General features: G+C 70.1%; 19 protein-coding genes and 1 tRNA gene. 5 read left to right on the forward strand and 15 right to left on the reverse strand.

Features of this window, described 5'->3' with window-relative positions; translation table 11 throughout:
• The first annotated feature begins 123 nt into the window (after positions 1-123).
• Entirely contained in the window at positions 124-1,452 is a 1,329-nt protein-coding gene (locus ACQE3C_RS06790; protein WP_434538422.1) for a DUF4921 family protein, read from the forward strand.
• Between the two features lie 9 nt (positions 1,453-1,461).
• Here ACQE3C_RS06790 and ACQE3C_RS06795 read toward each other — a convergent pair whose 3' ends face one another.
• Genes ACQE3C_RS06795 through dacB form a run of 5 tightly spaced genes read right to left on the reverse strand, consistent with a single transcriptional unit; the run spans position 1,462 to position 7,723 of the window.
• On the reverse strand, positions 1,462-3,462 hold the full coding sequence (locus ACQE3C_RS06795; RefSeq protein ID WP_434538423.1) for a DUF5107 domain-containing protein: 2,001 nt from the start codon (positions 3,460-3,462) through the stop codon (positions 1,462-1,464).
• 1 nt (position 3,463) lies between these two features.
• Positions 3,464-4,015, reverse strand: a complete 552-nt coding sequence (gene hpt / locus ACQE3C_RS06800) for a hypoxanthine phosphoribosyltransferase (protein ID WP_434538424.1) — start codon at positions 4,013-4,015, stop codon at positions 3,464-3,466.
• Positions 4,016-4,025: 10 nt separating this feature from the next.
• Positions 4,026-5,207: a tRNA lysidine(34) synthetase TilS gene (gene tilS / locus ACQE3C_RS06805; protein WP_434538425.1), complete on the reverse strand. Its 1,182-nt coding sequence runs from the start codon at positions 5,205-5,207 to the stop codon at positions 4,026-4,028.
• 18 nt (positions 5,208-5,225) lie between these two features.
• Positions 5,226-6,296, reverse strand: coding sequence for a zinc-dependent metalloprotease (locus ACQE3C_RS06810; RefSeq protein WP_434538426.1), 1,071 nt, complete (start codon positions 6,294-6,296; stop codon positions 5,226-5,228).
• The gene (gene dacB, locus ACQE3C_RS06815; protein WP_434538427.1) at positions 6,293-7,723 is read right to left on the reverse strand and encodes a D-alanyl-D-alanine carboxypeptidase/D-alanyl-D-alanine endopeptidase; all 1,431 of its coding nucleotides are present in this window, start codon (positions 7,721-7,723) and stop codon (positions 6,293-6,295) included. Before dacB ends, ACQE3C_RS06810 begins: the two co-directional genes overlap by 4 nt.
• A gap of 85 nt (positions 7,724-7,808) precedes the next feature.
• On the opposite strand from dacB, the gene ACQE3C_RS06820 reads away from it, so the two are divergent.
• Positions 7,809-8,369, forward strand: a complete 561-nt coding sequence (locus tag ACQE3C_RS06820; protein ID WP_434538428.1) for an inorganic diphosphatase — start codon at positions 7,809-7,811, stop codon at positions 8,367-8,369.
• On the forward strand, positions 8,369-9,355 hold the full coding sequence (locus ACQE3C_RS06825; protein ID WP_434538429.1) for a TRM11 family SAM-dependent methyltransferase: 987 nt from the start codon (positions 8,369-8,371) through the stop codon (positions 9,353-9,355). The genes ACQE3C_RS06820 and ACQE3C_RS06825 overlap by 1 nt, the downstream gene beginning before the upstream one ends.
• A 21-nt stretch (positions 9,356-9,376) precedes the next feature.
• Here ACQE3C_RS06825 and ACQE3C_RS06830 read toward each other — a convergent pair whose 3' ends face one another.
• From ACQE3C_RS06830 to ACQE3C_RS06840, 3 genes are all read right to left on the reverse strand, one after another.
• Complete coding sequence (locus tag ACQE3C_RS06830; protein ID WP_434538430.1) at positions 9,377-10,384, reverse strand: acetylxylan esterase; 1,008 nt, start codon at positions 10,382-10,384, stop codon at positions 9,377-9,379.
• Between the two features lie 450 nt (positions 10,385-10,834).
• Entirely contained in the window at positions 10,835-11,173 is a 339-nt protein-coding gene (locus ACQE3C_RS06835) for a P-II family nitrogen regulator (protein ID WP_434538431.1), read from the reverse strand.
• Entirely contained in the window at positions 11,170-12,570 is a 1,401-nt protein-coding gene (locus ACQE3C_RS06840; RefSeq protein WP_434538432.1) for an ammonium transporter, read from the reverse strand. The genes ACQE3C_RS06835 and ACQE3C_RS06840 overlap by 4 nt, the downstream gene beginning before the upstream one ends.
• 188 nt (positions 12,571-12,758) lie before the next feature.
• Here ACQE3C_RS06840 and ACQE3C_RS06845 point away from each other — a divergent pair, with 188 nt between their 5' ends.
• Positions 12,759-13,265, forward strand: a complete 507-nt coding sequence (locus ACQE3C_RS06845; protein ID WP_434538433.1) for a hypothetical protein — start codon at positions 12,759-12,761, stop codon at positions 13,263-13,265.
• Positions 13,266-13,321: 56 nt separating this feature from the next.
• Here the strand turns inward: ACQE3C_RS06845 and ACQE3C_RS06850 are convergent, their stop codons facing one another.
• The 5 genes from ACQE3C_RS06850 to ACQE3C_RS06870 all read right to left on the reverse strand — a co-directional run bounded on the left by ACQE3C_RS06850 (position 13,322) and on the right by ACQE3C_RS06870 (position 18,145).
• Positions 13,322-13,789: a SixA phosphatase family protein gene (locus ACQE3C_RS06850; protein WP_434538434.1), complete on the reverse strand. Its 468-nt coding sequence runs from the start codon at positions 13,787-13,789 to the stop codon at positions 13,322-13,324.
• 4 nt (positions 13,790-13,793) lie between these two features.
• The gene (locus ACQE3C_RS06855; RefSeq protein ID WP_434538435.1) at positions 13,794-15,149 is read right to left on the reverse strand and encodes a flavin monoamine oxidase family protein; all 1,356 of its coding nucleotides are present in this window, start codon (positions 15,147-15,149) and stop codon (positions 13,794-13,796) included.
• A gap of 192 nt (positions 15,150-15,341) precedes the next feature.
• Positions 15,342-15,417 (reverse strand) — tRNA-Thr (locus ACQE3C_RS06860).
• Between the two features lie 182 nt (positions 15,418-15,599).
• Positions 15,600-17,291, reverse strand: a complete 1,692-nt coding sequence (locus ACQE3C_RS06865; protein ID WP_434538436.1) for an alpha/beta hydrolase — start codon at positions 17,289-17,291, stop codon at positions 15,600-15,602.
• On the reverse strand, positions 17,291-18,145 hold the full coding sequence (locus ACQE3C_RS06870; RefSeq protein WP_434538437.1) for a PSP1 domain-containing protein: 855 nt from the start codon (positions 18,143-18,145) through the stop codon (positions 17,291-17,293). The genes ACQE3C_RS06865 and ACQE3C_RS06870 overlap by 1 nt, the downstream gene beginning before the upstream one ends.
• 89 nt (positions 18,146-18,234) lie before the next feature.
• Between ACQE3C_RS06870 and ACQE3C_RS06875 the strand changes: the two genes are divergently transcribed.
• The gene (locus ACQE3C_RS06875; RefSeq protein ID WP_434538438.1) at positions 18,235-18,804 is read left to right on the forward strand and encodes a PGPGW domain-containing protein; all 570 of its coding nucleotides are present in this window, start codon (positions 18,235-18,237) and stop codon (positions 18,802-18,804) included.
• Here the strand turns inward: ACQE3C_RS06875 and ACQE3C_RS06880 are convergent.
• Complete coding sequence (locus tag ACQE3C_RS06880; protein ID WP_434538439.1) at positions 18,801-20,072, reverse strand: DoxX family membrane protein; 1,272 nt, start codon at positions 20,070-20,072, stop codon at positions 18,801-18,803. The two genes, ACQE3C_RS06875 and ACQE3C_RS06880, sit on opposite strands and share 4 nt — an antisense overlap.
• Positions 20,073-20,158: 86 nt before the next feature.
• A complete protein-coding gene (locus ACQE3C_RS06885) occupies positions 20,159-21,346 on the reverse strand; it encodes a DNA polymerase III subunit delta' (RefSeq protein ID WP_434538440.1) in 1,188 nt (395 codons plus the stop codon).
• Between the last annotated feature and the right edge of the window lie 72 nt (positions 21,347-21,418).

Consider the following 21,418-nt stretch of genomic DNA (forward strand, 5'->3'; position numbering starts at 1 on the left):
GCATCAGGGCGTTACACCAGGGGCAGGCGCCGTGTCGGTGGCGGCCCCATCGTCGGTGTCGTCCGCGCGCCTGTTCCGCGGGCGACCCGACCGCGCGCAGGGTCGGCAACTAGCCTTGGGGCCATGGCGTTCCACTCGCAGGACCACGACAACTACATCTCCGTCATGGCCGACGGCACGGTCAAGCAGCGCAACCCCTTCAGCGGCACCAACGTGTGGACCGTGCCCGGCCGCGGGCATCGTCCATTGACCAGCAACCACGAACAACCGCTGCCGCTGGACCCGGCCGACCACGGCCGGTACTGCGCCTTCTGCGAGAAGCGCTACCTGGAGACCCCACCGGAGAAGTACCGCGTCATCCACCACGACGGCCACTGGCAGACGCTTCGCCACGTGCCGGCCGAGGAACTGTTCGACACCGTGGCCGAGTTCCGGCGCATCCCCAACCTCTTCGAGATCCTCAGCTTCGACTACTGGAACCTCAACTACGGCTACCAGATCCCCCACCATGTGGCGCTGCGGCGGGCCGCCTACCTGGCCACCCCCGCCGGCCGGGAGCATGTACTCGCGATCGCCACCACGAAGCTGCGGGCTGCCGGGCGCCAGGACGACCTGGCCCGGATGAGCCCCGACGAGGTCATCGAGTCCGGCGACGGGCTGTTCGGCGGCTGCCACGACGTGATCGTGGGTCGACGCCACTTCGTCGACGGCGCCTCGGACACCTCCCAGTTGGCGAGCTCGGGAACCCTGACCCCCGAGGAGCACTACCAGTACATCAAGTTCACCGTCGAGACCCTGGCCCGGTTGTACGCCACCAACCGTTACGCCCGCTACGTCGCGGTCTTCCAGAACTGGCTCAAGCCCGCCGGCGCCTCGTTCGACCACCTGCACAAACAGGTCGTGGCCATCGACGAGCGTGGCGGCAACAACGAGTCGGCCATCGCGAAGCTGCGGGTCAACCCGAACCTGTACAACGAGGCGGCGGTGAACTACGCCAGCTACCACAACCTGCTACTGGCCGAGAACGCGCACGCGGTCGCCTTCGCCGGGTTCGGGCACCGCTACCCGAGCATCGACATCTACTCGAAGTCACCGACCTCGAACCCCTTCGAGCAGACCGCCGACGAGGTGCGCGGCATGAGCGACGTGCTGCACGCGATCCACGCGGCGACCGGGTCGGACATCGCCTGCAACGAGGAATGGCACCACCGGCCCGCCGACGTGGACGTCGCGATGCCGTGGCACATCACCGTGAAGTGGCGGCTGTCAACGGTCGCCGGCTTCGAGGGCGGCACCAAGCTCTACCTGAACACTCTCGACCCCTACGCGCTGCGCGACCGGCTGCTGCCGGTGCTGGGCCAGCTGCGTGAGGCTGACCTCATTGCGCCGCTGATGATCGGTGACGAGTGCCCCGGCACCCCCAATCGGCTGCATTACAACCGGGGGCGCTGAGCCCAGGAGTTACGAGTCGCCTGCCCCGGCCGACTGGTCTGCACCGGCCGGCTGGTCTGCACCGCCCGACTGGTTTGCACCGGGAGCGTCGACGAACATCCGGAAGTCGTAGTGGGCCGGCAGCGGCTCGTCGGTGCCCAGCAGTCGCTGGTGGTCGAACCACAGCTGGTCGAGGCCGAGGTCGCCCTCGCGCAGGTCGGGCAGTACCAGCGGACGAGCCAGCAACGCCTGGGCCCGGTCGGCCTCGCCCAGGGCCACCAGCGCCGCCGTCTCCAGGAACTGGACGCGGGGCAGCTCGCGCTGGTGGGCGTCGAGCTGCTCGACCCGTTCCAGCACCTCGGCGTCGTGGCCGGCTGCGCGCAGGGCGGTCAGCAGCTCGACCAACAACTCATCGACCGCCGGCCCGCGCAGCCCCAGGGCCGCGGCGTGGGCACGGCGCAGCTGGTCGGCGCGGTCGTCCGCATCGGCGCTGGTCAGCGCGAGGGCGCGCAGCCCGGCCGCGGTGGGGCGCTCGTCCACGCTGGCCTGCCACAGCTGCCTGGCGCGTTCGGTGTCACCGGCGGCGTGCTCGGCGAAACCGAGCATGAGGTCGCGGACGGGGCCGGGTTCGGCAGTGCGCAACCGGTCCAGCCAGCCGCGGCCCGCGATGACCCCGGTCGACAGGCCGTCGGCCAGCAGTTCCTCGGCGACCACACCGGTGCTCGCGGTCTGCCACCACCACCACTGTTCGTCGACGATCAAGGGGCGGGCGAAAGGAGTGGCCGGGTTCTCCGGCAGGTCACCGACCGCCACCGCGAGCGCACCCCAGCCCTGGGTTTCGGGCGCGTCGCTCGCGACCCAGCCGGGTGAGACGGGCTCGGTCGCGAGGTCGACCAGCAGGGCGTGGGCGCGGTCGACCAGGTCGGCATCGACGGCCTTCGCGGCGGCCGCCACCGCCTCGGGGTAGTCAGCATCGGCCACCCCCGGGCCGAGGTCGAGGCCCGTGTAGGTCTCGGTCCAGCTCCAGGTCTCACCGGCCGGCAGGCGAAGGTGTTCCAGCTGGGTGGCGGCCAGGCCGGCCTGGATCTCGAGGTAGGCGCCCTCGCCGCCCGAGAGCCACCGCTGCCAGGAGTTGCCGCCCGAGCCGGTGCCCCAGACGAACAGTTTGCGGCTGGTCAGCCGTGGGGTCGAGGCGTGCAGCAGGCCCCGACCCTGGCCGTCGACCGCGGCGATCCAGGGGTGCTCGCCGCGGGTCTCGAAGAAGTAGTCGCCGCTGTGGCGGGCCTGGTCGGGCCGGGTGATGTCGACGCCCTGGTGCACCGGGACCGGGACCCGGTGCAGGGTGGCGACATAGCCGAAGTGGAAGGCGGAGTCGGCCTCGACCAGCACCCGGCCGCCCTCGACCTGCGGCACGGCGATGTTCGACCACCAGTAGACCGGCCGGTCCTCGCGGTGCGGGTTGGCCAGGGTGACGTGCACGACCAGGGCAGTGGCGTCCTCCGACAGCCAGACGTCGACCTGCCAGACAAGTTCGAGGAGGCGCTCGTAGGCCCACATCCGCAGCACCTGGATGCCGTCGCGTTCGACCACCGCGGCGCTGACGGGGTCACTGGTCAGCGCCCAGTGGCCGGTGACGCCCAGGTTCCATTCCACGCCGCCGGCGATCCAGGCATTGCGCAGGGCCAAGTTGGCCGGCTGCACCCAGTCGGACTGGTGCAGCAGTTCACGGTCGTGGTCGAGGTCGGTCAGGGTCCACAGCCGGCCACCGAAGTCGAGCAGGAAGGTGGCGCGCAGGTGCTGGTTCTCGACCACGGCGACCCGCTGGTCGAACAGCCGGGGGTCGCGGTTGTAGCGCGGCTGGTTGCGGTAGGGCAGCATCGTCGGCGGACGTTCGGCGTGGTCGTCGCCGACCCCGAGCAGCAGTTGTTCGTCCGGTGTGGCGAGTCGACCGCCGCCGCCGTGCAGGATCGGCAGGCCGGGACGCCGGTCGAACCCGGCCGCGAAGACCGGGCGCTGCTCGATGCTGATCATCTCAGCGGTAGACGTGCTCAGCCAGGGTGCCGACGTCGCGCAGGTTGCGGTAGCGGCCGGCGTAGTCGAGGCCGTAACCGACGACGAACTCGTTGGGAATGTCGAAGCCCACGTACTTGACCGTGACGTCGCTGGTCAGCGCCTCGGGCTTGCGGAACATGGTCATGATCTCGAGCGAGGCGGGGCCTCGTGACTGCAGGTTCTGCACCAGGTAGCTCAGTGTCAGGCCGGTGTCGACGATGTCCTCGACGATCAGCACGTGCTTGTCGGAGATGTCGGTGCTGAGGTCCTTGAGGATGCGCACCACGCCCGAGGACTGGGTCCCCGAGCCGTAGGAGGAGATCGCCATCCAGTCCATGGTGCAGTGGCTGGTCATCGCCCGCGACAGGTCAGCCATCACCATGATCGCCCCGTTGAGCACGCCGACCAGCAGCAGCTCCTTGCCCTGGTAGTCAGCATCAATCTGGGCGCCGACCTCACGAATGCGGTCCTGCACCTCCTGGGAGGTGTGCAGCACGTGGTCGAGGTCGTCAGCAATGTCCTTGGCTTCCACGGGCAACACCCTAGTGCCGTGGCGCCCGCCGCACCACGTGACCTCGACGCTCGATCACCAGGCCTGGCACATTGATCGGCCCCTGCCCCCGCCAGCGGGTGGCCAGTTCGAGCACGGCGGCCACGTGGGTGGCCTGGACTTCCGGGGCGCCGAGGTCGAGCAGCCAGTTGCGCACCACCCGGGACGACACCGCGACCGGTAACTCGGCGAGCGTGGTGCAGTCGAGTCCCTGCCCCATGGGCTCCTGCAAGGGCCCGCGCGACGGACCCTCGAGGTTTGCTGACTCTCCGTCAGCAGAGTGAGAGTGTGCCGAGCGCGCCTCGGAGTCTGCTGACTCCCCGTCAGCAAACACAGAGCGTGCCGCGGCACCGGCCCGGCGGGCCCACTCGTCGAGGGCGTCGGCATCGGCCCGGGCCAGGTCGGCGGTCCGGGCCAGGGCTTCGGCGATCCCGGGCCCGAGCTCTCGTTCGAGCACGGGCAGCACGTGATGGCGCACCCGCACCCGGGTGAACCGGTCCTGGTCGTTGTGCGGGTCCTCCCAGACCTCGAGGCCCCATTCCGCGCAGGCCGCGCGAGTCACCTCCCGACGCAGCCCGAGCAGCGGACGAAGGATGCGCACCCCACCGGCCGTCTCGGCCCGCATCCCGGCCAGTGACCGGGTGCCCGAGCCCCGGGCCAGACCCTGCAGCACGGTCTCGGCCTGGTCGTCGAGGGTGTGGCCGAGCAGCACCACGCCCCCGTCGGCGACCCGGGCCAGTGCGGCCAGGCGTGCCTCCCGGGCGGCCGCCTCGGGGCCCTGGCCGCGGTCGCGTACCTCGACCCGGACCACTTCGGTGGCCAACCCCAGCCCTTCAACCCGACCGGCGACCAGCGCCGCGACCTCGTCCGACCCCGACTGAAGACCATGATCAACAATGACCGCTCGCAGGTCCGGACCATGGTCACCTGCACGCTGAGCCGCCCGGAGTACCCACGCGGCCCCGGCCGCCAGCGCCATCGAGTCCGCCCCGCCGGAGACCCCGAGCACCACCGGCCGTCCGGGCAGCCCGTTATCGGGCAGCGGGTGATCGGGCAGCGGCCGTCCGGGCAATGACGCGCGACCCGGCAACACCACGCTGGCTACGGATTCCAGCGCAGTCCGCACCGCCCGGGCCACCTGCCATGCCGCGGGGCCGAGCTCACGCCGTGCCACACTCGGGCCTGATCATGGTCATGCCGGTCGGCCACCCAGGCCGAGGACGCGTCGCATCCACAGCGCCGGTTCGAGCAGTTCGTCGCGGCTGGGCAGGTGCTGGGGTGATTCGAAGACCCGGTTGAGCCCCTGGTGGCCGGCCACGTCGAGCACGGCCCGGCTGAACACGGCACCATCGCGGTACTGGGCGAGTTTGGCGTCCATGCCGACGAGCTTGCCGATGGCGGCGAAGCGCCCACCGCCGTCGCGGCGGGCCTCGAACCGCTTGCGGATCACCGGGAGCGTTTCGATCACCTCGGGCCCCGCCAGGTCCATCAGGACGTCGGCGTGCCCTTCGAGTAGGGACATGACCGCATTGACCTCGTCGAGGGGTTCGCCGGCCTGTGGGGCCGACAGCACGTCCAGCATCGCCCCGTGGGAGCGTGCGGGCTCCCCGGACAACTGGTCCGCACCGTCCTTCGCCCGGCCACCGCCCGGGCGGACCAGCCGCAGCAGCACGTCGAGGATGCCCTCGCCCGCGTCGTCCTCGGCGGCCAGCACCCGGCGGACCAGCCCCAGCAGGTGGTCAGGCAGCCAGGGGGCGGCGGCGAACTGCACCCGGTGGGTCTGCTCGTGCAGCGCCACCCAGGTCCGGAAGTCGCGGGGCACCAGCGCGAGCTGGCGTTCCACCTGGACCACATTCGGCGCCACCAGCAACAGTCGCGGGGTGGGGCTGAACGGGTCGAACTGGCCCAGGATGCGCGTGCCGAGCACCGCCAGCAGCCCCCCGAGCTGGGAGGCCATCGCGCGTCCGGTGATGCGCTGGCCGAGGTTCGGCGAGGCCGGTGAGCCCAGCCGCTGCCACATGGCTTCGGCGGTGCTGACCATGGACGCCACCCAGGACCGGCGGTCGATCACCAGGTCGAGCCCGTCGGTGACCAGCGGCAGTCCCGAGGCCTGCGAGATCAGTGCCGGCGCCACCCGGGCGGCACGGCGCAGGTCATCGACGGCGTCGCGGCGCTGTTCGGCGGTGGTCGGGGGCCCGGCGGGCATCAGCCGCTGGCCGACATTCCTGGCAAGGTCGAAGTCGAGCCACGGCAGGGAGGTCACGCGCAACCACACTCACTGACGACCGCGGCGGCGGTGTCGATCCAGGCCCGGGCCCACCAGTCGTCCTTCGACTGGTTGACCATGAACACGATGATGACGCTCTGCCCCGAGGCGGTGACTGTCCACCCTGACAACGATGACACCTCACTCAAGGTGCCAGTCTTGGCGTGCACCCGACCCCGCCCACCGATCGACTCGTCGATCAGGAACCGGTCCCGCAGGGTGCCCGAGACCCGGGCCACCGGGGTGGCGGTGATCAAGGTCCGCAGCCGTTCGGTGGAGGCAATGGTGCGCCACGCCGCCGCCAGCATCTCGGCGTTGACCTGGTTGGAACGGCTCAGCCCCGAGCCGTCGTGGAACTGGGCCCCGGCCCGCCAGACCCCGAGCTCGGTGAGCACCTCGACCAGCGTCGTCGTCCCCCCGGTGAAGGAGGCCTCGGCGTCGCGCGCGATCGCGACGTGGCGCAGGATCATCTCGGTGGCGGTGTTGTCGGAGGCCACCATCGCGAGAGTGGCGACTTGTTCCAGCGGCAGGGAGTCGACCTCGGCCAGCGGCTCCCCGGCCCCCGCGGGACGGGCGCTGACCTGGCCGGTGACCGTGATGCCCTGGGCAGCCAGCTGGGTGGCGAACAGGGTCGCGGCGGTGAGCGCCGGGGTCTGGCTGCGGGCGGTGCTGGTGATGGTGCCGTCCGGCCCCCGGGTCATGCCGCCGTCGACCATCAGGGCCGAGATCCGGGTGACCTGGTCGACGTAGCCGGTCGGCCAGGTGGGGGCCCAGTCCGGGCCGGTGAACAGGGACTCGTCGTAGCCCAGCGTGACGGTAGTCGTCCCGGCCTGTTTCAGCGCCGCAGCGGTCTGTTCGGCCAGCACCTGGGTGGAGGCGAGACCCGGTTCGTCCGGGTCGGGAATGCTGCGCAGGTAGGGGTCACCGCCGCCGCGCAGGACGATCACCCCGGCGGCCGGGCTGGTGACCGCGGTGGTCAGCTGCTGGTCGCCGGGCATCGCGGCCAGCGCCCCGAGCATGGTCAGGGTCTTCATGTTCGAGGCCGGGATCAGCATGCTGGCCGGGTTGTTCGCGTACAGCACGGTCCCGCTGGCCGTGTCGAGCACCATCGCGGACGACACCCCGTCGAAGCGGCGGGGCACCGCGTTGAGGCGGGCTGTGAGGGTCTCGGTGGACAGGGTGGTGTCAGGCTCAGCCATCGGTGGGGCGGTCACCGCACCGGTCGTGGTGGTGCTGGTTGGGCTGGGCGGCGGCGGGAACAGGGTGCTCGCAGCCGGCGGCAGGGCCTCGGTGTCACGCAGCCCGGTGGCGTCCAGGATCGGGTTGTGCGCGAACAGCACTCCGCCGACCAGACCGCAGGTCAGCATCGCCACCGCGGCCGCCGCCAACCCGGTGCGGCGGGGCTTGCGGGCGGGTTCGGCCACGGAATCGTTCTGATCCACGTCCGTCCTCCGAACACGCTAGGCTGAACCTCTGACGAGGGTGTCCCCATCATAGAGAGAGCAAGCCGTGACCAACGATTCTCAGTCTGTTGAGCTCAGCCCCATCCCGGATGGCCTTACATTCGACGTCACCATCGAGATCGCGAAGGGCACCAAGAACAAGTACGAGATGGACCACACCACTGGTCGCATCCGGCTTGACCGCACCCTGTTCACCTCGACCCAGTACCCCTATGACTACGGTTTCGTCGAGGGCACCCTGGGTGAGGACGGCGACCCGCTGGACGCGCTCGTGCTGGTGCCCGAGCCCACCTTCCCCGGGTGCCTGATCGAGTGCCGTGCGGTGGCCATGTTCCGCATGCGTGACGAGATGGGCGGCGACGACAAGGTGCTGTGCGTGCCCACCGCCGACACCCGCCAGAAGAACCTCACCGGCATCGAGTCGGTCTCCGAGATGATCCTGCTCGAGATCGAGCACTTCTTCACCGTGTACAAGGACCTCGAGCCCGGCAAGTCGGTCGAGGGCGCCACCTGGGTGGGTCGTCCCGAGGCGGAGGCGGAAATCCTCGCCTCCATCGAGCGCGCCAAGGGCACCCCCTTCGAGCACCACCACGCCAACCTGGCCTGATGGGCTCGTACCTGGTCCTGCTTGCCCCCTCCGCGAACCGGGTCTACGCCGGTGCCGCCGATGTGCTGGCGGCCGCGGAACTGGAGATCACCCACCCGGGCACCGTCAGCGTCGAGCCGACCGTCCTTGCCGGGGTCGAGTACCTGGCGCTGGAGGCCGACCGGGTCGACCCCGCCGTGGTCGCCGGCCAGTCCGCCTCCCTGGCGCTGTTCGAGCGGCTCGGTGAGCTGCTTCGTCCGCTGGAGCTGGCGAACCCCGACTGGCTGGACGACGACCTGGTCACCATCCAGAAGTACCCGGGAAAGACCAACGAGCAGTTCACCCGCCTGCTGACCAACGTCACTCTCGCGGCGGTGCGCCGCGAGCCGGGGCCGCGCGAGGTGCTCGACCCGTTGGCCGGGCGGGGCACCACCCTGCTGACGGCCTGGTCGATGGGCCACGACGGGTTCGGCGTCGAGGCCGACCCGAAGGCGGTCGAGGCGATGAGCGCCTTCCTGAAGACCTACCTGCGGCGCAAGCGCTACAAGCACACCGCCGCGACCACCCCGGTGCGCCGCGAGGGCCGGGCCATCGGCAAGCGGTTCGACGCCACCTTGCGGCTGCCCGACCGCCGCGAACTGGTGTTGGCCACCTTCACCGGCGACGCCCGCGACTCGGGTGCCCTGTGGGGACGCCGGAAGTTCGACGCCATCATCACCGATGCGCCCTACGGGGTCGTCCACGGCGCCAGCCAGGCGGGCGGGAAGCGGGACCGTTCCCCCGCCGGGCTGCTGGCCGAGGCCGTGCCGGTGTGGGCGGGACAGCTTCGTCCGGGTGGGGCGTTGGGGCTGTCGTGGAACACCCACGGCCTCACCCGCGAGAACCTGGCCTCGATGATGGCGGCCGAGGGCCTCGAGGTGATGGACGAGGGGCCGTGGTTGCGGTTCTCCCACAGGGTCGACTCGGCGATCCAACGTGACCTGATGGTGGGCGTCAAACCGCTCTGACGACGGGAGTCGTGGCTCTGCTCAGTCCTCTGACAGGGCTTCGAGCCAGGCCAGCTGTTCCCAGGTCTGCACCGCGGCACCACCCTCGTGGCCGGCGTGCGAATAGACCTTGATCACCGACTCGGACGCCTCTTCATGGCTCGACCCCCACGCGTTGTAGGCGGCGAAGACCGTCGAGGGCGGGCAGACCTGGTCCATCAGGCCCACGCTGAAGATGGCCGGGATGTCGGTGCGCTTGGCCAGGTGCACGCCGTCGAAGTAGTTCAGCACCTGCAGCACCGACTGCTCGTCGGCAGGGTGGCTGCGCAGGTGGTGCGAGATCTCCTGGTAGGGACCGGCATCGGTGAGGGTGACGGCTCGTCCGAAGTGGCACAGGAACGGGACGTCGACCATGGCCCCGGCCAGGGACACGTCGGCCATGGCGGCGAGCCCGGCCGCCGCGATGGCCATACCGCCACCCTGGGAGGCGCCCTGCACGAAGACCCCGCTGGGGTCTGCCCGCGGCAGCGTCTTGGCGACCTGGACCGCACGCAGGCAATCGATGTAGAGCCGGCGGTAGTAATAGGTCTGGGGCGAGGCGATGCCGCGGGTCATCAGCCCGGGCCAGGCGGACTCCCCCGCACTGGGGTCGGGGTCGGCGGTGCGTTCGAAGACGCTGGGCTGGCTCCAGCCCTGGCCGCGGGTGTCCATGATCAACTGTGCGTGCCCGGCGCCCACGAAGGGGGAGGCGAAGGGCAGGTGTCGTCCCCCGGCGTAGCCGGCGAAGCTGACCACCACGCTGAGCGGTGCGCTGGTGCCGGTCGGGGCGATGTACCAGGCCCGGATCGGGGCGCCGCCCCACCCGGCGAAGGTCACGTCGTAGGCATCGACCAGCTTCTGCCGGTTGTCGAACGGCTCGACCCTGACCCCCAGGTCGACCTGCGCCGCCTCGTCGATCGTGGCCTGCCAGAACTCCTCGAAGTCGGCGGGCTCGGCAAAGTCGGGACGATAGGTGCGCAGTTCGTCCAGCGGGAGGTCAAAGAGGGCCATGGCGTGATCCTAGGCCGTCCGTGGCCGCCTGTCTGTGGCCGCCTGTCTGTGGCTCCCCACCACGGGTCTGCAGCCCGGGCCCACGTCTGCAGTCCCACTCCCCGTCTGCAGCCCGGACCCACGTCTGCAGCCCCACTCCCCGTCTGCAGCCCGGACCCACGTCTGCAGCCCCACTCCCCGTCTGCAGCCCGAGCCTGTGTCTGCACGTCGTACAGCCCCGCAGACTCAGCGCCGCGCTGCAGACGGCGGGACGCTCTGCAGACAGCGAGCCGCGTGCGCCCACGGACGACGGCGGCTGGCACCACGGACGACGGCGGCTGGCACCACGGACGAGACAAGCCTCCGGGTCTGCTGACGCTGTGTCAGCAGACCCGGAGGCTGCATGAGTCGGGTCGAATGAGTCGGATCGGATGGGTTGGTTTCGGTGGGGGTGGACGAGCTGGCCGGAGCTCAGACTGCCAGCGCGTCCACCTCACCGGTGCGGATCCGCACCACGTGGTCGACCGGGGTGACCCAGACCTTGCCGTCACCGACGGACCCGGACCGGGCGTGTTCGACGATCACATCGACGACCGGGTCGGCCTCGGTGTCCTCAACCAGGATCTCGATCTTCACCTTCGCGATGAAGTCGATGGTGAACTCGGCACCACGGTAGATCTCGGTGTGGCCACGCTGGCGGGCGTACCCGCTGACCTCGGTGACGGTCATCCCGCGGATGCCGTGCTGGGCAAGGGCGATCTGGACGCCGGCGAGCACGCCGGGCTGGATGATGGCGGTGACGAGCTTCATGAGACGGTTTCCTTCTGGGTGGGGCCGGACTCGGCGGCGCGGGCGACAGCAGAGGCGGCCGGGCTCTCGGGCTCAGCCGGGGCGGCCGGCACCACGAGGGTGGAACGCACCCGGTAGCTGGAGTAGCCGACGCTGCTGAGGTCGTAGCCGTTCTCGGCGTGGGCGGCCAGGTCGATGCCGGCGGCTTCCTCGGCCGGGGTGACCCGGATGCCCATGGTGTACTTGATCGCCAGGGCGATCAGCAGGCTGACGATGCCGGAGTAGACCATGACCGCGACCGCGCCCAGGGCCTGGCGTCCGAGCTGGTCGACACCGCCGCCGTAGAACAGGCCGGCGACACCGTCATTGAGCGAACCCTTGGCGAACAGGCCGACGGCCAGGGTGCCGATCAGGCCACCGAGCAGGTGGACGGCGACCACGTCGAGCGAGTCGTCGATGCCCAGCTTGCTCTTCCACTTGACGGCCAGCGCGCAGCCGAGACCGGCCAGCGCGCCGACGGCCACAGCACCGAGCGGGGTCACTGCAGCACAGGCGGGGGTGATGGCGACCAGTCCGGCCACGATGCCCGAGGCGGCACCCAGCGAAGTGGCGTGCCCGTCACGGATACGTTCGACGACCAGCCAGGCCAGCATCGCCGCACCGGTGGCGACCAGGGTGTTGACCCAGGTCAGGCCGGCGAGCTCGTTGGCGCCCAGCGCCGAGCCGGCGTTGAACCCGAACCAGCCGAACCACAGCAGGCCGGCACCCAGCATGACCAGGGTGAGGTTCTGGGGACGCATCGGCTTGGTGCCGAAGCCCAGTCGCGGGCCGACGACGATCGCCAGCATCAGCGCGGCCATGCCGGCGTTGATGTGGATCGCGGTGCCACCGGCGAAGTCGATCGCCCCGATGGTGTTGGCGATGAAGCCACCGGTTTCGGAGACGCTGCCGTCGAAGGCGAAGACCCAGTGGGCTGCCGGGAAGTAGACCAGGCTGGCCCAGACGATGGTGAAGACCACCCAGGCGCTGAACTTCATCCGGTCGGCCACGGCACCCGAGGCCAGCGCGGTCGCGATGATCGCGAACGCGGCCTGGAAGCCGACGAAGACCAGCAGCGGGATCTGGTTGCCCTCGTCGCCGAGCAGCACACCAGCGGTGTTCTGCAGGCCGGCGAACTGGGTCGGGTCACCGATGATGCCGTTCCAGGACTCCCCGAAGGCGAGTGAGAACCCGAACAGCACCCACAGCACACCCACGGTGGCCATGGCGATGATCGACATCATCATCATGTTGAGGACGCTCTTGGCGCGCACCATGCCGCCGTAGAAGAGCGCCAAGCCAGGAGTCATCAGCAGGACGAGGCCTGCTGCGGCGAGGACCCATGCGGTGTCGCCGGTGTTGAGCTCGAGAATGTTCATGGCGGAAACTCTGCTGGGCCGATATTTCGCATGGCCGTGCGGTCCGCGTCGATCAGGTTTCAATGCCTGCTTGAGTGTTACCGCTGGGTTTCAGGCTGGTCCGGGCGGCTGGGTGGTCGCGGTTCGAGTCGAGTCGGTGGTGCTTTGTATGCTGGTACTTCGGGGTTTCCGCGGCTTGGGAGGTGACGATGTACTGCGCTCGATGTGGCGCCGATGTCGGCGCCAGGGCCATCGTCTGCCTGGGCTGCGGTGCCGACCTGACCCGCGCCGGGGCGTTGCGGATGACTGCCGGTGGGCTCTACGAGCACGCCGCCGACTTGGGGCTGCCTGACCACCTGGTCGCCCGGCTTGACGAGGACGATGCGGCCCGGCGCCGGGCCGAGGCGATGGCGGGCTCGCTGCGGCGCGACCACGCCGAGGAGGCCGAACTCGAGACGCGGCTGGTGCCGAAGGTGCAGTCCACCCCCAGCGACCCCACCGACGGCCAGCAGATCGTGGCCGCACCGGCGCACAACCCGGAGGCGAGCACCCAGCGCCAGACGATCATCGCGACGGTGCTGGTGACCCTGCTGGTGATCGCAGCGTTGGCGCTGGTGACCTTCCTGGCCTCCCAACTGATGGACCCGTTGGACCCCGTCGGGCCGCCGCCGACGGTGGCGTCCACCCCGGCGACGCCCTCGTCCACCCCGAGCTGACCGGGCGGACCCGGGTCGGGTCGGACCGGTCGTCCGGATCAGTCGATGGGCCCTGCTCAGTCGATCAGGGTGACCGTGTGCTGCCCCAGTTCGTCCCAGGGGCCCTCGACCTCGAAGGCGGTGACGGTGGCAGTCGGGTAATGGCACTGCAGGTCGTCGGCGGCCCGCGGCTGGGTCACCGACAACAGCTCCGCGGCCAGGGCGGGGATCGTCGGCGCGTGCCCGACGACCAGCAGGCCGGTGACGTCGTCCTCGATCTCACCGATGCGCTGGCGCATGGTCTCGACATCGGTGTCGTAGAGCGCGTCCATGTACTCGACCCGGCAGTCCAGCCCGAGTTCGGTGAACGTCTGGGTGGTGCGCACAGCGGACGAGACCAGGGCCAGGTCGATGCCCGCCTCGCGCAGCCGCGCGCCCTGCTCGCGGGAGTCGCGTCGTCCGCGGTCGTTCAACGGGCGCGACTTGTCACCGGCCGGCCCCCACTGCTCGGCCTTGGCGTGCCGCATCAGGAAGAGTCTCTTCATGACCTCACGGTAGCGGTTCGCCGAGGTGGCGTCCTATGGTCGCAGCCGCCTGCTGACCCGAGCGCACCGCACCCTCGAGGTAACCGTTGAAGCGGGCCACGTACTCGGCGCCGGCGAACTCGACCGGCCCGTGGGCCTCGGCCAGCGGCGGGCCGGACGCGGTCCACACCCCGGGGGCGAAGTGGGCACCGTGGCAGCCGCCGGTGAACGGGGCGACGCTCCAGTCGCGCTCGACGTACTCCTCCATCGCGGGACCCTCACCGAAGGCCGCGGTGACGGCCTGGGCCAGGGCAGCCTGGCGGAACCCGGGCGTGCGGTCGGACATGCCGTCTCCGCCGGCACCGAAGAAGCCGGTCAGGATGCCCCCGCGCTCGGGGTCGTCACTGATGTCGAACAGCACCCGGACGGTGCCGGAGTCGGCACCCATCTGCCCGGAGAAACCGGCGTCGCGCCACCATGCCCGCGGGTAGCGGGCCACCGCCTTCACGATGCGGCCGAGCGGCACGCGGGAGGCCAGCTCCCGACGCCACGGGTCCAGCGGCGGGTCGTACTCGAGCTGCACCGCGAGCTTCGGCGGGATCGCGACGATCACCGTGCGACCCTCGACGGTACTGCCGTCGTGCAGGGTCACCACCGCATGGTCACCAGTGGTGTCGATCCTGACGACCTCCGCCTCGAGCCGGATCACATCGCCGAGCCCGGCGGCCATCGCCTGGGGCAGTTGGGCCATGCCACCGACCACGCGCTGCTGCTTGACCCCGCCGTTGACGGCGATCAGCGACTCCATGTCGACGCCGCTGTTGGCGCGGCGCAGGCCCTCGGCGAGGGTGACGGTATCGACATCGACCCCAAAGGCCCCCTCGAAGACGCGGGCGAACCACTGCTGGCCGCCCGGTGTGCGCAGGTTGCTGTGCACCCAGCGACGCAGGTGCTGGTTCAGCCATGCCTTGTTGCCCTGGGCCCAAGCCGGGTCACGACTCATCCGGTGGGCCAGACGGCGGAAACGGGCCAGCCCCTGCCCCAGGTCAGCGACCTCGAAGGGGTTGAGGCTGGCGTCAATCTCGTCCTGACTAGGGGTGGTGGTGATCATGTCGCCCATGCGGATGGAGACATCACCCCGGCTCGCACCGGTCAGTTCCAGGTCGTACTTGCGCACCAGCGCCAGCATCCTGGTGTGTGCGTCGGCGATCCACTGGCCGCCGAGGTCGGCAACATCGCCGTTGCCGAGTTCGGCCGTTTCAACCCGGCCGCCGATCCGGTCACGAGCCTCGAGGACGGCCACGCTGCGGCCATGCTCCACCAGCTCGGCGGCGGCACTCAACCCAGCCGGGCCAGCACCGATGATGACGCAGTCGAGCACAACAGTCCCCCTTCTCCAACGGTCTCGGCCCCAACTGTACAAAGGGGGGTTCGCAGCGAATGGGGCGGGGTGGCCTGTCCCTCCACCGTTGCAACCGGTTGGACGCGCCACCCACCGCAGAATGCCCCTGAACGGTGCACTTGCCCCCGTTCCGAAACAGGGGCAAGTGCACCGTTCAGGGGCAAACAGGAGTGGAGCCGTCTACGGGGATCGAACCCGTGGCCTGCGCTTTACGAGAGCGCCGCTCTACCTACTGAGCTAAGACGGCTTGCCGGGCGACCCGGCCGGGAAGACTATAGCAGTGTGTTCTGTCCTCGCTCCGCTCGGACGGCGCCGCCGACAACCAATCCCGGCGCGCTCGTTCGTCCCTCACTCGCTTGCGGGAGGGTTCGCTCGTACCTCGCTCACCCGGGCGGGGGTGGCTGAGTACTCAGCGGACGAACGGTCCCATCAGCACTCGAGGCCGTCGGTGGGGACGACGTTCTTGTTCACGAAGTCCTCGACCGCGGTCTTGGCGCACTGGTTGCCCAAGGAGTACACGCCGTGGCCGGCGCCCTTCCAGGTGACCAGGGTGCCCGACTCGAGTTGCTGGGCCATCCACTGGGCCTGCTCGTAGGGGGTCGCCGGGTCGCCGGTGGCACCGAGGACGAGGATCGGCGGGGCACCCTTGGCGGTCAGCTTGAGCTGGTCCATGGGCTTGGCCGTCCAGAACGTGCACTGCATGCCCGGGCCCATGTACAGGCCGAAGATCGGGGCGAGGCGCTTGGCCTCGTCCCAGTCGGCCTGGACACTGCCGGCACCGGAATCGGTGGAGTCGGCGCAGGCGATGGCCGGGAAGCTGAAGGCCAGGCTGCCGTAGTTGCCGTTGTCGTCCTTGCCCTGCAGCCAGCCGGCCGCCAGCAGGAGGTACTGCGGGTCGCTGCCCTCCCGCGCGAACCGCAGCGAGTTCATCAGCGAGTCGTAGGCCTGCTCACCCGAGTACAGGAACGCCGCCACCCCGAGGACGCCGTCGTTCTGGTTCAGCACCTGGTTGTTCGCGCCCCGGATCGGGTTCTGGTCCAGCTCGGCGAACCACGCGGTCAGGTTCTGCACCACCGCGTCCTGGTTGTCGCCGTAGGGGCACTCGGCGTTCTCGCCGCACCAGGTCGCGAACTCCTTCAGGGCCAGGTCGAAGCCCATCTGCTGGATGACCGTCTCACGGTCGGTGATGTTCACCGCCGAGTCGAGCACCAGTCGTCCGGCGCGCTTCGGGTACAGCTCGGCGTAGACCGAACCGATGAACGTGCCGTAGGAAACACCCATATAGGTCAGGTGCTGGTCGCCGACCAGATAGCGCAGGTAGTCGAGGTCACGCACCGTGTCGATGGTGCTGATGTGGTCGAGCAGCGCACCCGACTGCTCCCGGCACCACTTCGCGAAGTCCTTCTGGGCATTCTCCAGCGCGGTGAACTCCTGGTCGTCGTCGGGTGAGATGTCCACGTCGTTGTAGTCATCCATCTGCTGGTTGTCAGCGCAGACCACGGGGGTCGACTCCCCGGCACCGCGGGTGTCCCAGCCGATGATGTCGTAGCCGGGGAAGCCGCGGGCGTTGAAGCCGTCGACGTACTCCTGCCCCGACCCACCCGGGCCACCCGGATTGATGAACATGGTGCCCTGCTTCTCGGCGCTGGCCAGCCGCTTCTTCATCTTCAGGGTGATGGCCTGGCCATCGGGGTCGTCCCAGTTCAGCGGCACCAGCACGGTGCCGCACTGCATGCCGCCGCAGTCGGTCCAGGTGATGCGCTGGTTGAGGTAGCGGTCCATGCCCTGGCCCTCGGGCGGGTCGGCGAAACCTTCGGGCTTGGCATCCGAGGTCAGCGTCTGCCGGTCGGGTGCGGTCGGGGCGTTGGGCCACAGCTCGTGCTTCGACCTGTCGTAGGAGGCCACCGGCACGTCATTGGGGTCGATGGTCGCCGGCGCATCGCTCGAGGGCGCGTCCGTCTCGGTGTTCGTCGGCTGGGCCTCGGTGGTCTGCACCTCGGTCTGGGTGACGGTGGTCTCGTCGTCGCTGCCCCACGGGCCGATACCCAGCAGGGTGCACCCGCTGGTCAGCAGGGCCACGGCGGTGACGATGGCGGCGATGCTGCCGATTGAGCGTCGCATCAGGGTTCCTCCTCGTGATCAACCTGCAGGCTGGCGGAGCGCTGTCTGCGCGCCTGGTGGGACGGGCAGACCGACTCCAGCGGGCAGCGCCGCACGGCGCCGTTCGCCGAGCGGACGACCACCGAGTCGGTGGGCACCGCGTGCCCGATGACCCGGGCCCGTCCGGTGTCGGTGACCACATTCTCCCCGACGGCGGGGGCACGACTGGCGAAGTCTTCGTAGAGCGGGTGTTCGTATTTGAGGCAGCACATCAATTTGCCGCAGGCACCCGAGATCTGCAGGGGATTGTTGGGCAGGTTCTGGGTGCGGGCCAACCGCAGCGAGACCGGCTCGACCTTCTTCAGGAAGGTCGAGCAGCACAGTTCCCGTCCACACGAACCGATACCGCCCACCACCGAGGCGGCATCGCGGGAGGCGATCTGGCGCATGTCGACCCGGGAGCGCAGCGCCCGGGCCAGGTCGGGAACCAGGGCGCGGAAGTCGACGCGTTCGGGGGCGGTGTAGTAGATCGCGACCAGCGGGTCGGGGCCGCGGTCGACCAGGTCGACGGCCACCACCTTCAGCGACAGCCCGTGCTCGGCAGCCAACCGCTTGGCCGTGATCCGGGCCTTGGCGCGCTCGGAGCGGTTGCGGGCGTCACGATCGAGGTCGGCGGGGGTGGCGCGACCGGCGCACTCGGGAATGTCGCCGACCTCGTCGGGTGAGTACTCCGGAGCCCACACCACCTGGGCGACCTCGGGCCCACCGGAGGTCGGGTACAGCACGTGGTCGCCGACGGCGTAGGCGACGTCGCCGGCTCGCAGGTAGTGCAACTGGCCGTGCCGCTCAAAGGTCACCGCCATCACCCGGGTCATGCAGACACCCTACTGACCGTAACAACGGGCTGGAGCACATCAATAGACTGGACACCGGCAACCGGACGCCACCGCCAGAAGGGACACCTGTGATCAGGAAGACCACCGTTCGCATGATCGGTCATGGCGCAGTGATCATGCTCGGGTGGTTGCTGGTGCTGGTGGGCATCGCCGCCCTGTTCCTGCCCGGCCCCGGGATGCTGATGATCTTCGGCGGGGTCTACCTGCTCTCACGGCACCACTCCTGGGCGCGCTACCTGCTGCGTCCGGTCAAGCTCACCGCCCTGCTCGGGGCCGCGGAGGGGGTCGAGCAGCGCTGGCGGATCGTCGCCTCGTGCCTGGGGGCGTTGTGCATCGGCGCGTTCGGGGTGCTGTGGCTGGTCCAGCCCGACGCCCCGGGATGGTGGCCGGTCCCGGAGCGGTGGTGGTTGGTCGGGGGGCGCACCGTCGGGGTGACGCTGGTGGCCTCCTGCCTGATCGCACTCACGCTGATCTACTTCAGCGTGCGCCGGTTCTACGGTCATCCCGAGGCCGTGGCCGAGCTGCGGGTGATGCTGAAGGCCCGCAAGCGCGCCGTCGCCCGGATCAGGCAGCTGCGTCGCGAGCGCCACCAGGCCCGGCACCACGGCCCGGGCCCGGTCGTCCCCCCGGCGGGTTAGGCGGTCCCGTACTTGTCGCGCCAGCGGTTGTGGCGCCACCCGGCGTCCATGCCCCAGCCGCCGCTGCCGAGGGTGAACAGGACGAAGCCGACGGCGGCCACGAGCACTTCGAGTTCACCGTTGAAGCCGGGCATCCCGTCCTGGAAGACGGGGACGACGCCCCACTTGACCAGGGCCAACGCGCAGCCGGCCAGGGCTGTCACGCACAGGCCGACCACGCGGACGCCGAGCCCGAAGACCAGGGCGAGTGCGGCCAGGCCGTGGACGATCGCCAGGCCCCAGGGCAGGTAGTCGAGGTAGGGCATGCCCATCTGGGTGAGCAGGTCACGCGTGCCGGGAATGTCGGTGATCATCTGGTAGCCGCGAATGGCCAGGATGCCGGCGAGCACGATGCGCAGCAGGAAGATGCCGAGCGAGGCGAACCACTTGTCGGTCGAGCGGCGCGGGGGCAGCTGGCGCTCCGGTTCGAAGGCCTGCTGGTCGGGGGTCACGGTGCCCAGCGAGCGCTGGCGGGCCTGCTCGGCGGCTTCGCGTCGGCGGGCGTTCTCGGCCTCGATGGCCCGAGCGCGCTCGGCGTCGTCGGCCTGCTCCTGCATGATCCGGGCGTCGCGCTGTTCGGGGGACTCCTGGGGGGCGGCGAAGGCGGCGGCGCCGGCACCCAGCGGGCCTGCGGGGGGCGCTTCCGCCTCGGGGACCGGGTCGAACCCGCGGGGGCTGAACACGGGCTGGCGCTGGTAGTGCTGGCTGGGGGTGGCCTGCGAGCGGGGCCGCACCGTGGTGTCGGACGAGTCGTCGGTCACCGGCAGGGCCATGGTCGGTTCCGGGTCGTCGGCCTGCGGGACGAACTCCTGGGTGGGTTCGTCGTCCGCGTCGTCGGTCGGGACGAAGGCCTCGGTCGGCTCACTGTCCGCGCCGTCGCTGGGGACGAACTCCTGGGTCGGCTCGTCGTCCGCGTTGTCCTCCGGGACGAAAACCTCGGTCGGCTCACTGTCCGCGCCGTCGTCGCTGGGGTCGAACTCCTGGGTCGGCTCGTCGTCGGCGACATCGGAGTGCGTCTCGAACTGCCGGGTGGGCTCGTCCGACTCGTCCAGCTGGGGCGTGAACTCCTGGGTGGGCTGGTCGTCGGAGCCGTGCGAGGTGAACGGGTTGTCGTCCTCGGGGTGCTCCTGCTCCGCGAGGTTTTCCTGCTCGTCGAGGTGCTCCGGGTGGCCCTCGTGGTGCTCGTCCTCGGCACGCGGATCGTGGGTGACCGGCGATTCCTGGCTCATCGCAGCTCCTCTCGTGGGCTCAGTCAGCGTCCATTCAAACACCGCACGGCGACCGATCCCCGGTGGACACGCACGACGCACCACACCTAGCGCGGGTCGGCCAACCCCACCATCAGCGACTCCATCGCCACCAACGGCGTCACGTTCTGCTCCAGCGCCACCCGGGTGGCCAGGATCGCGTCGATGCGACGGATGGTCTGCTCAGGGGTGGACGAGCGGGCGGCCCGGGTGACCTGCTGGGCCTGCTCGGCGTTGATCAGGTGCGGCCCGCCCCCGGTCTCTGAGGGCAGGTCCGGACCCAGGGCCCCGGTCTGCATCCCGAGCACGTCGCGGTACCAGGTGGTCAGCTCGGTCAGCACCCGGTCGAGGGCATCACGCTGCAGCCGTTTGGTGCGGGCCTTCTGCTGTTCCTCCAGGGTCTTGAGAGCCGCGGCGGCGTTCTTGGGTCGGGCCCCCTTGGTGCCCATGCCCAGCGCCTCGGACAACTCAGCAGTTTCCCGCTGGTCGAGCTCGGCGGTGGCGGCAGCAGCCTCTTCGGCGCTGGCCTTGACCAGGTTGTCGGCGGCGACCAGGCAGGCGCCGATCGAGGTCAACTGGGAGGGAATCTCGAGCACCCGGCGCCGGCGGTCACGGGCCTGTTCGTTGAGGGCCAGCGCCCTGGCCCGCCCGATGTGGCCCTGGGCAGCGCGGGCGGCATAGGTCGCCATCACCCGGTCGACCCCGTCGCGGCGCACCAGCAGGTCAGCGACGGCCTGGTCGGTGGGGGTGGCCAACTGCAACTGGCGGCTGCGCGAACGGATGGTGATGATCACCTCGTCCGGGTTGGGGGCGCACAGCAACCAGACCGTGCGCGGGGCGGGCTCCTCGATCGCCTTCAGCAGCGCATCGGCACCGCGGTCGGTGACCCGGTCGGCATCCTCGACCACGATGATCTGGAACCGGCCGGTCAGCGGGCTCAAGGAGGCATCACGGACCAGGTCACGCACCTCGTCCACCCCGATCGACAGCTTCTCGGTGCGCACGAGCTTCACATCGGGATGCGCCCCCGACAACGAGGTCCGGCACTCATTGCAGGTGCCGCAGCCACCGGTCGCGCACTGCAGCGCCGCGGCGAAGGCGCGGGCCGCGTTCGAGCGGCCCGACCCGGGCGGCCCGGTGAACAGCCAGGCATGGGTCATCGCGTGGCCCGTCCCGGAATGGGTGGCTTCCACGGCCCGCCGGAGGGTCTCAACGACGGCCGATTGGCCGACCAGCTCGTCCCAGACTGACGTCATCACTCCCCCTCCGTCATCGGCTCACACCGCCACACCTGCGTGGAACCCATCGTTGCACCGCCCCCCGACAAA

The sequence above is a fragment of the Aestuariimicrobium sp. Y1814 genome (assembly GCF_050113895.1).
Taxonomy (GTDB): Bacteria; Actinomycetota; Actinomycetes; order Propionibacteriales; family Propionibacteriaceae; genus Aestuariimicrobium.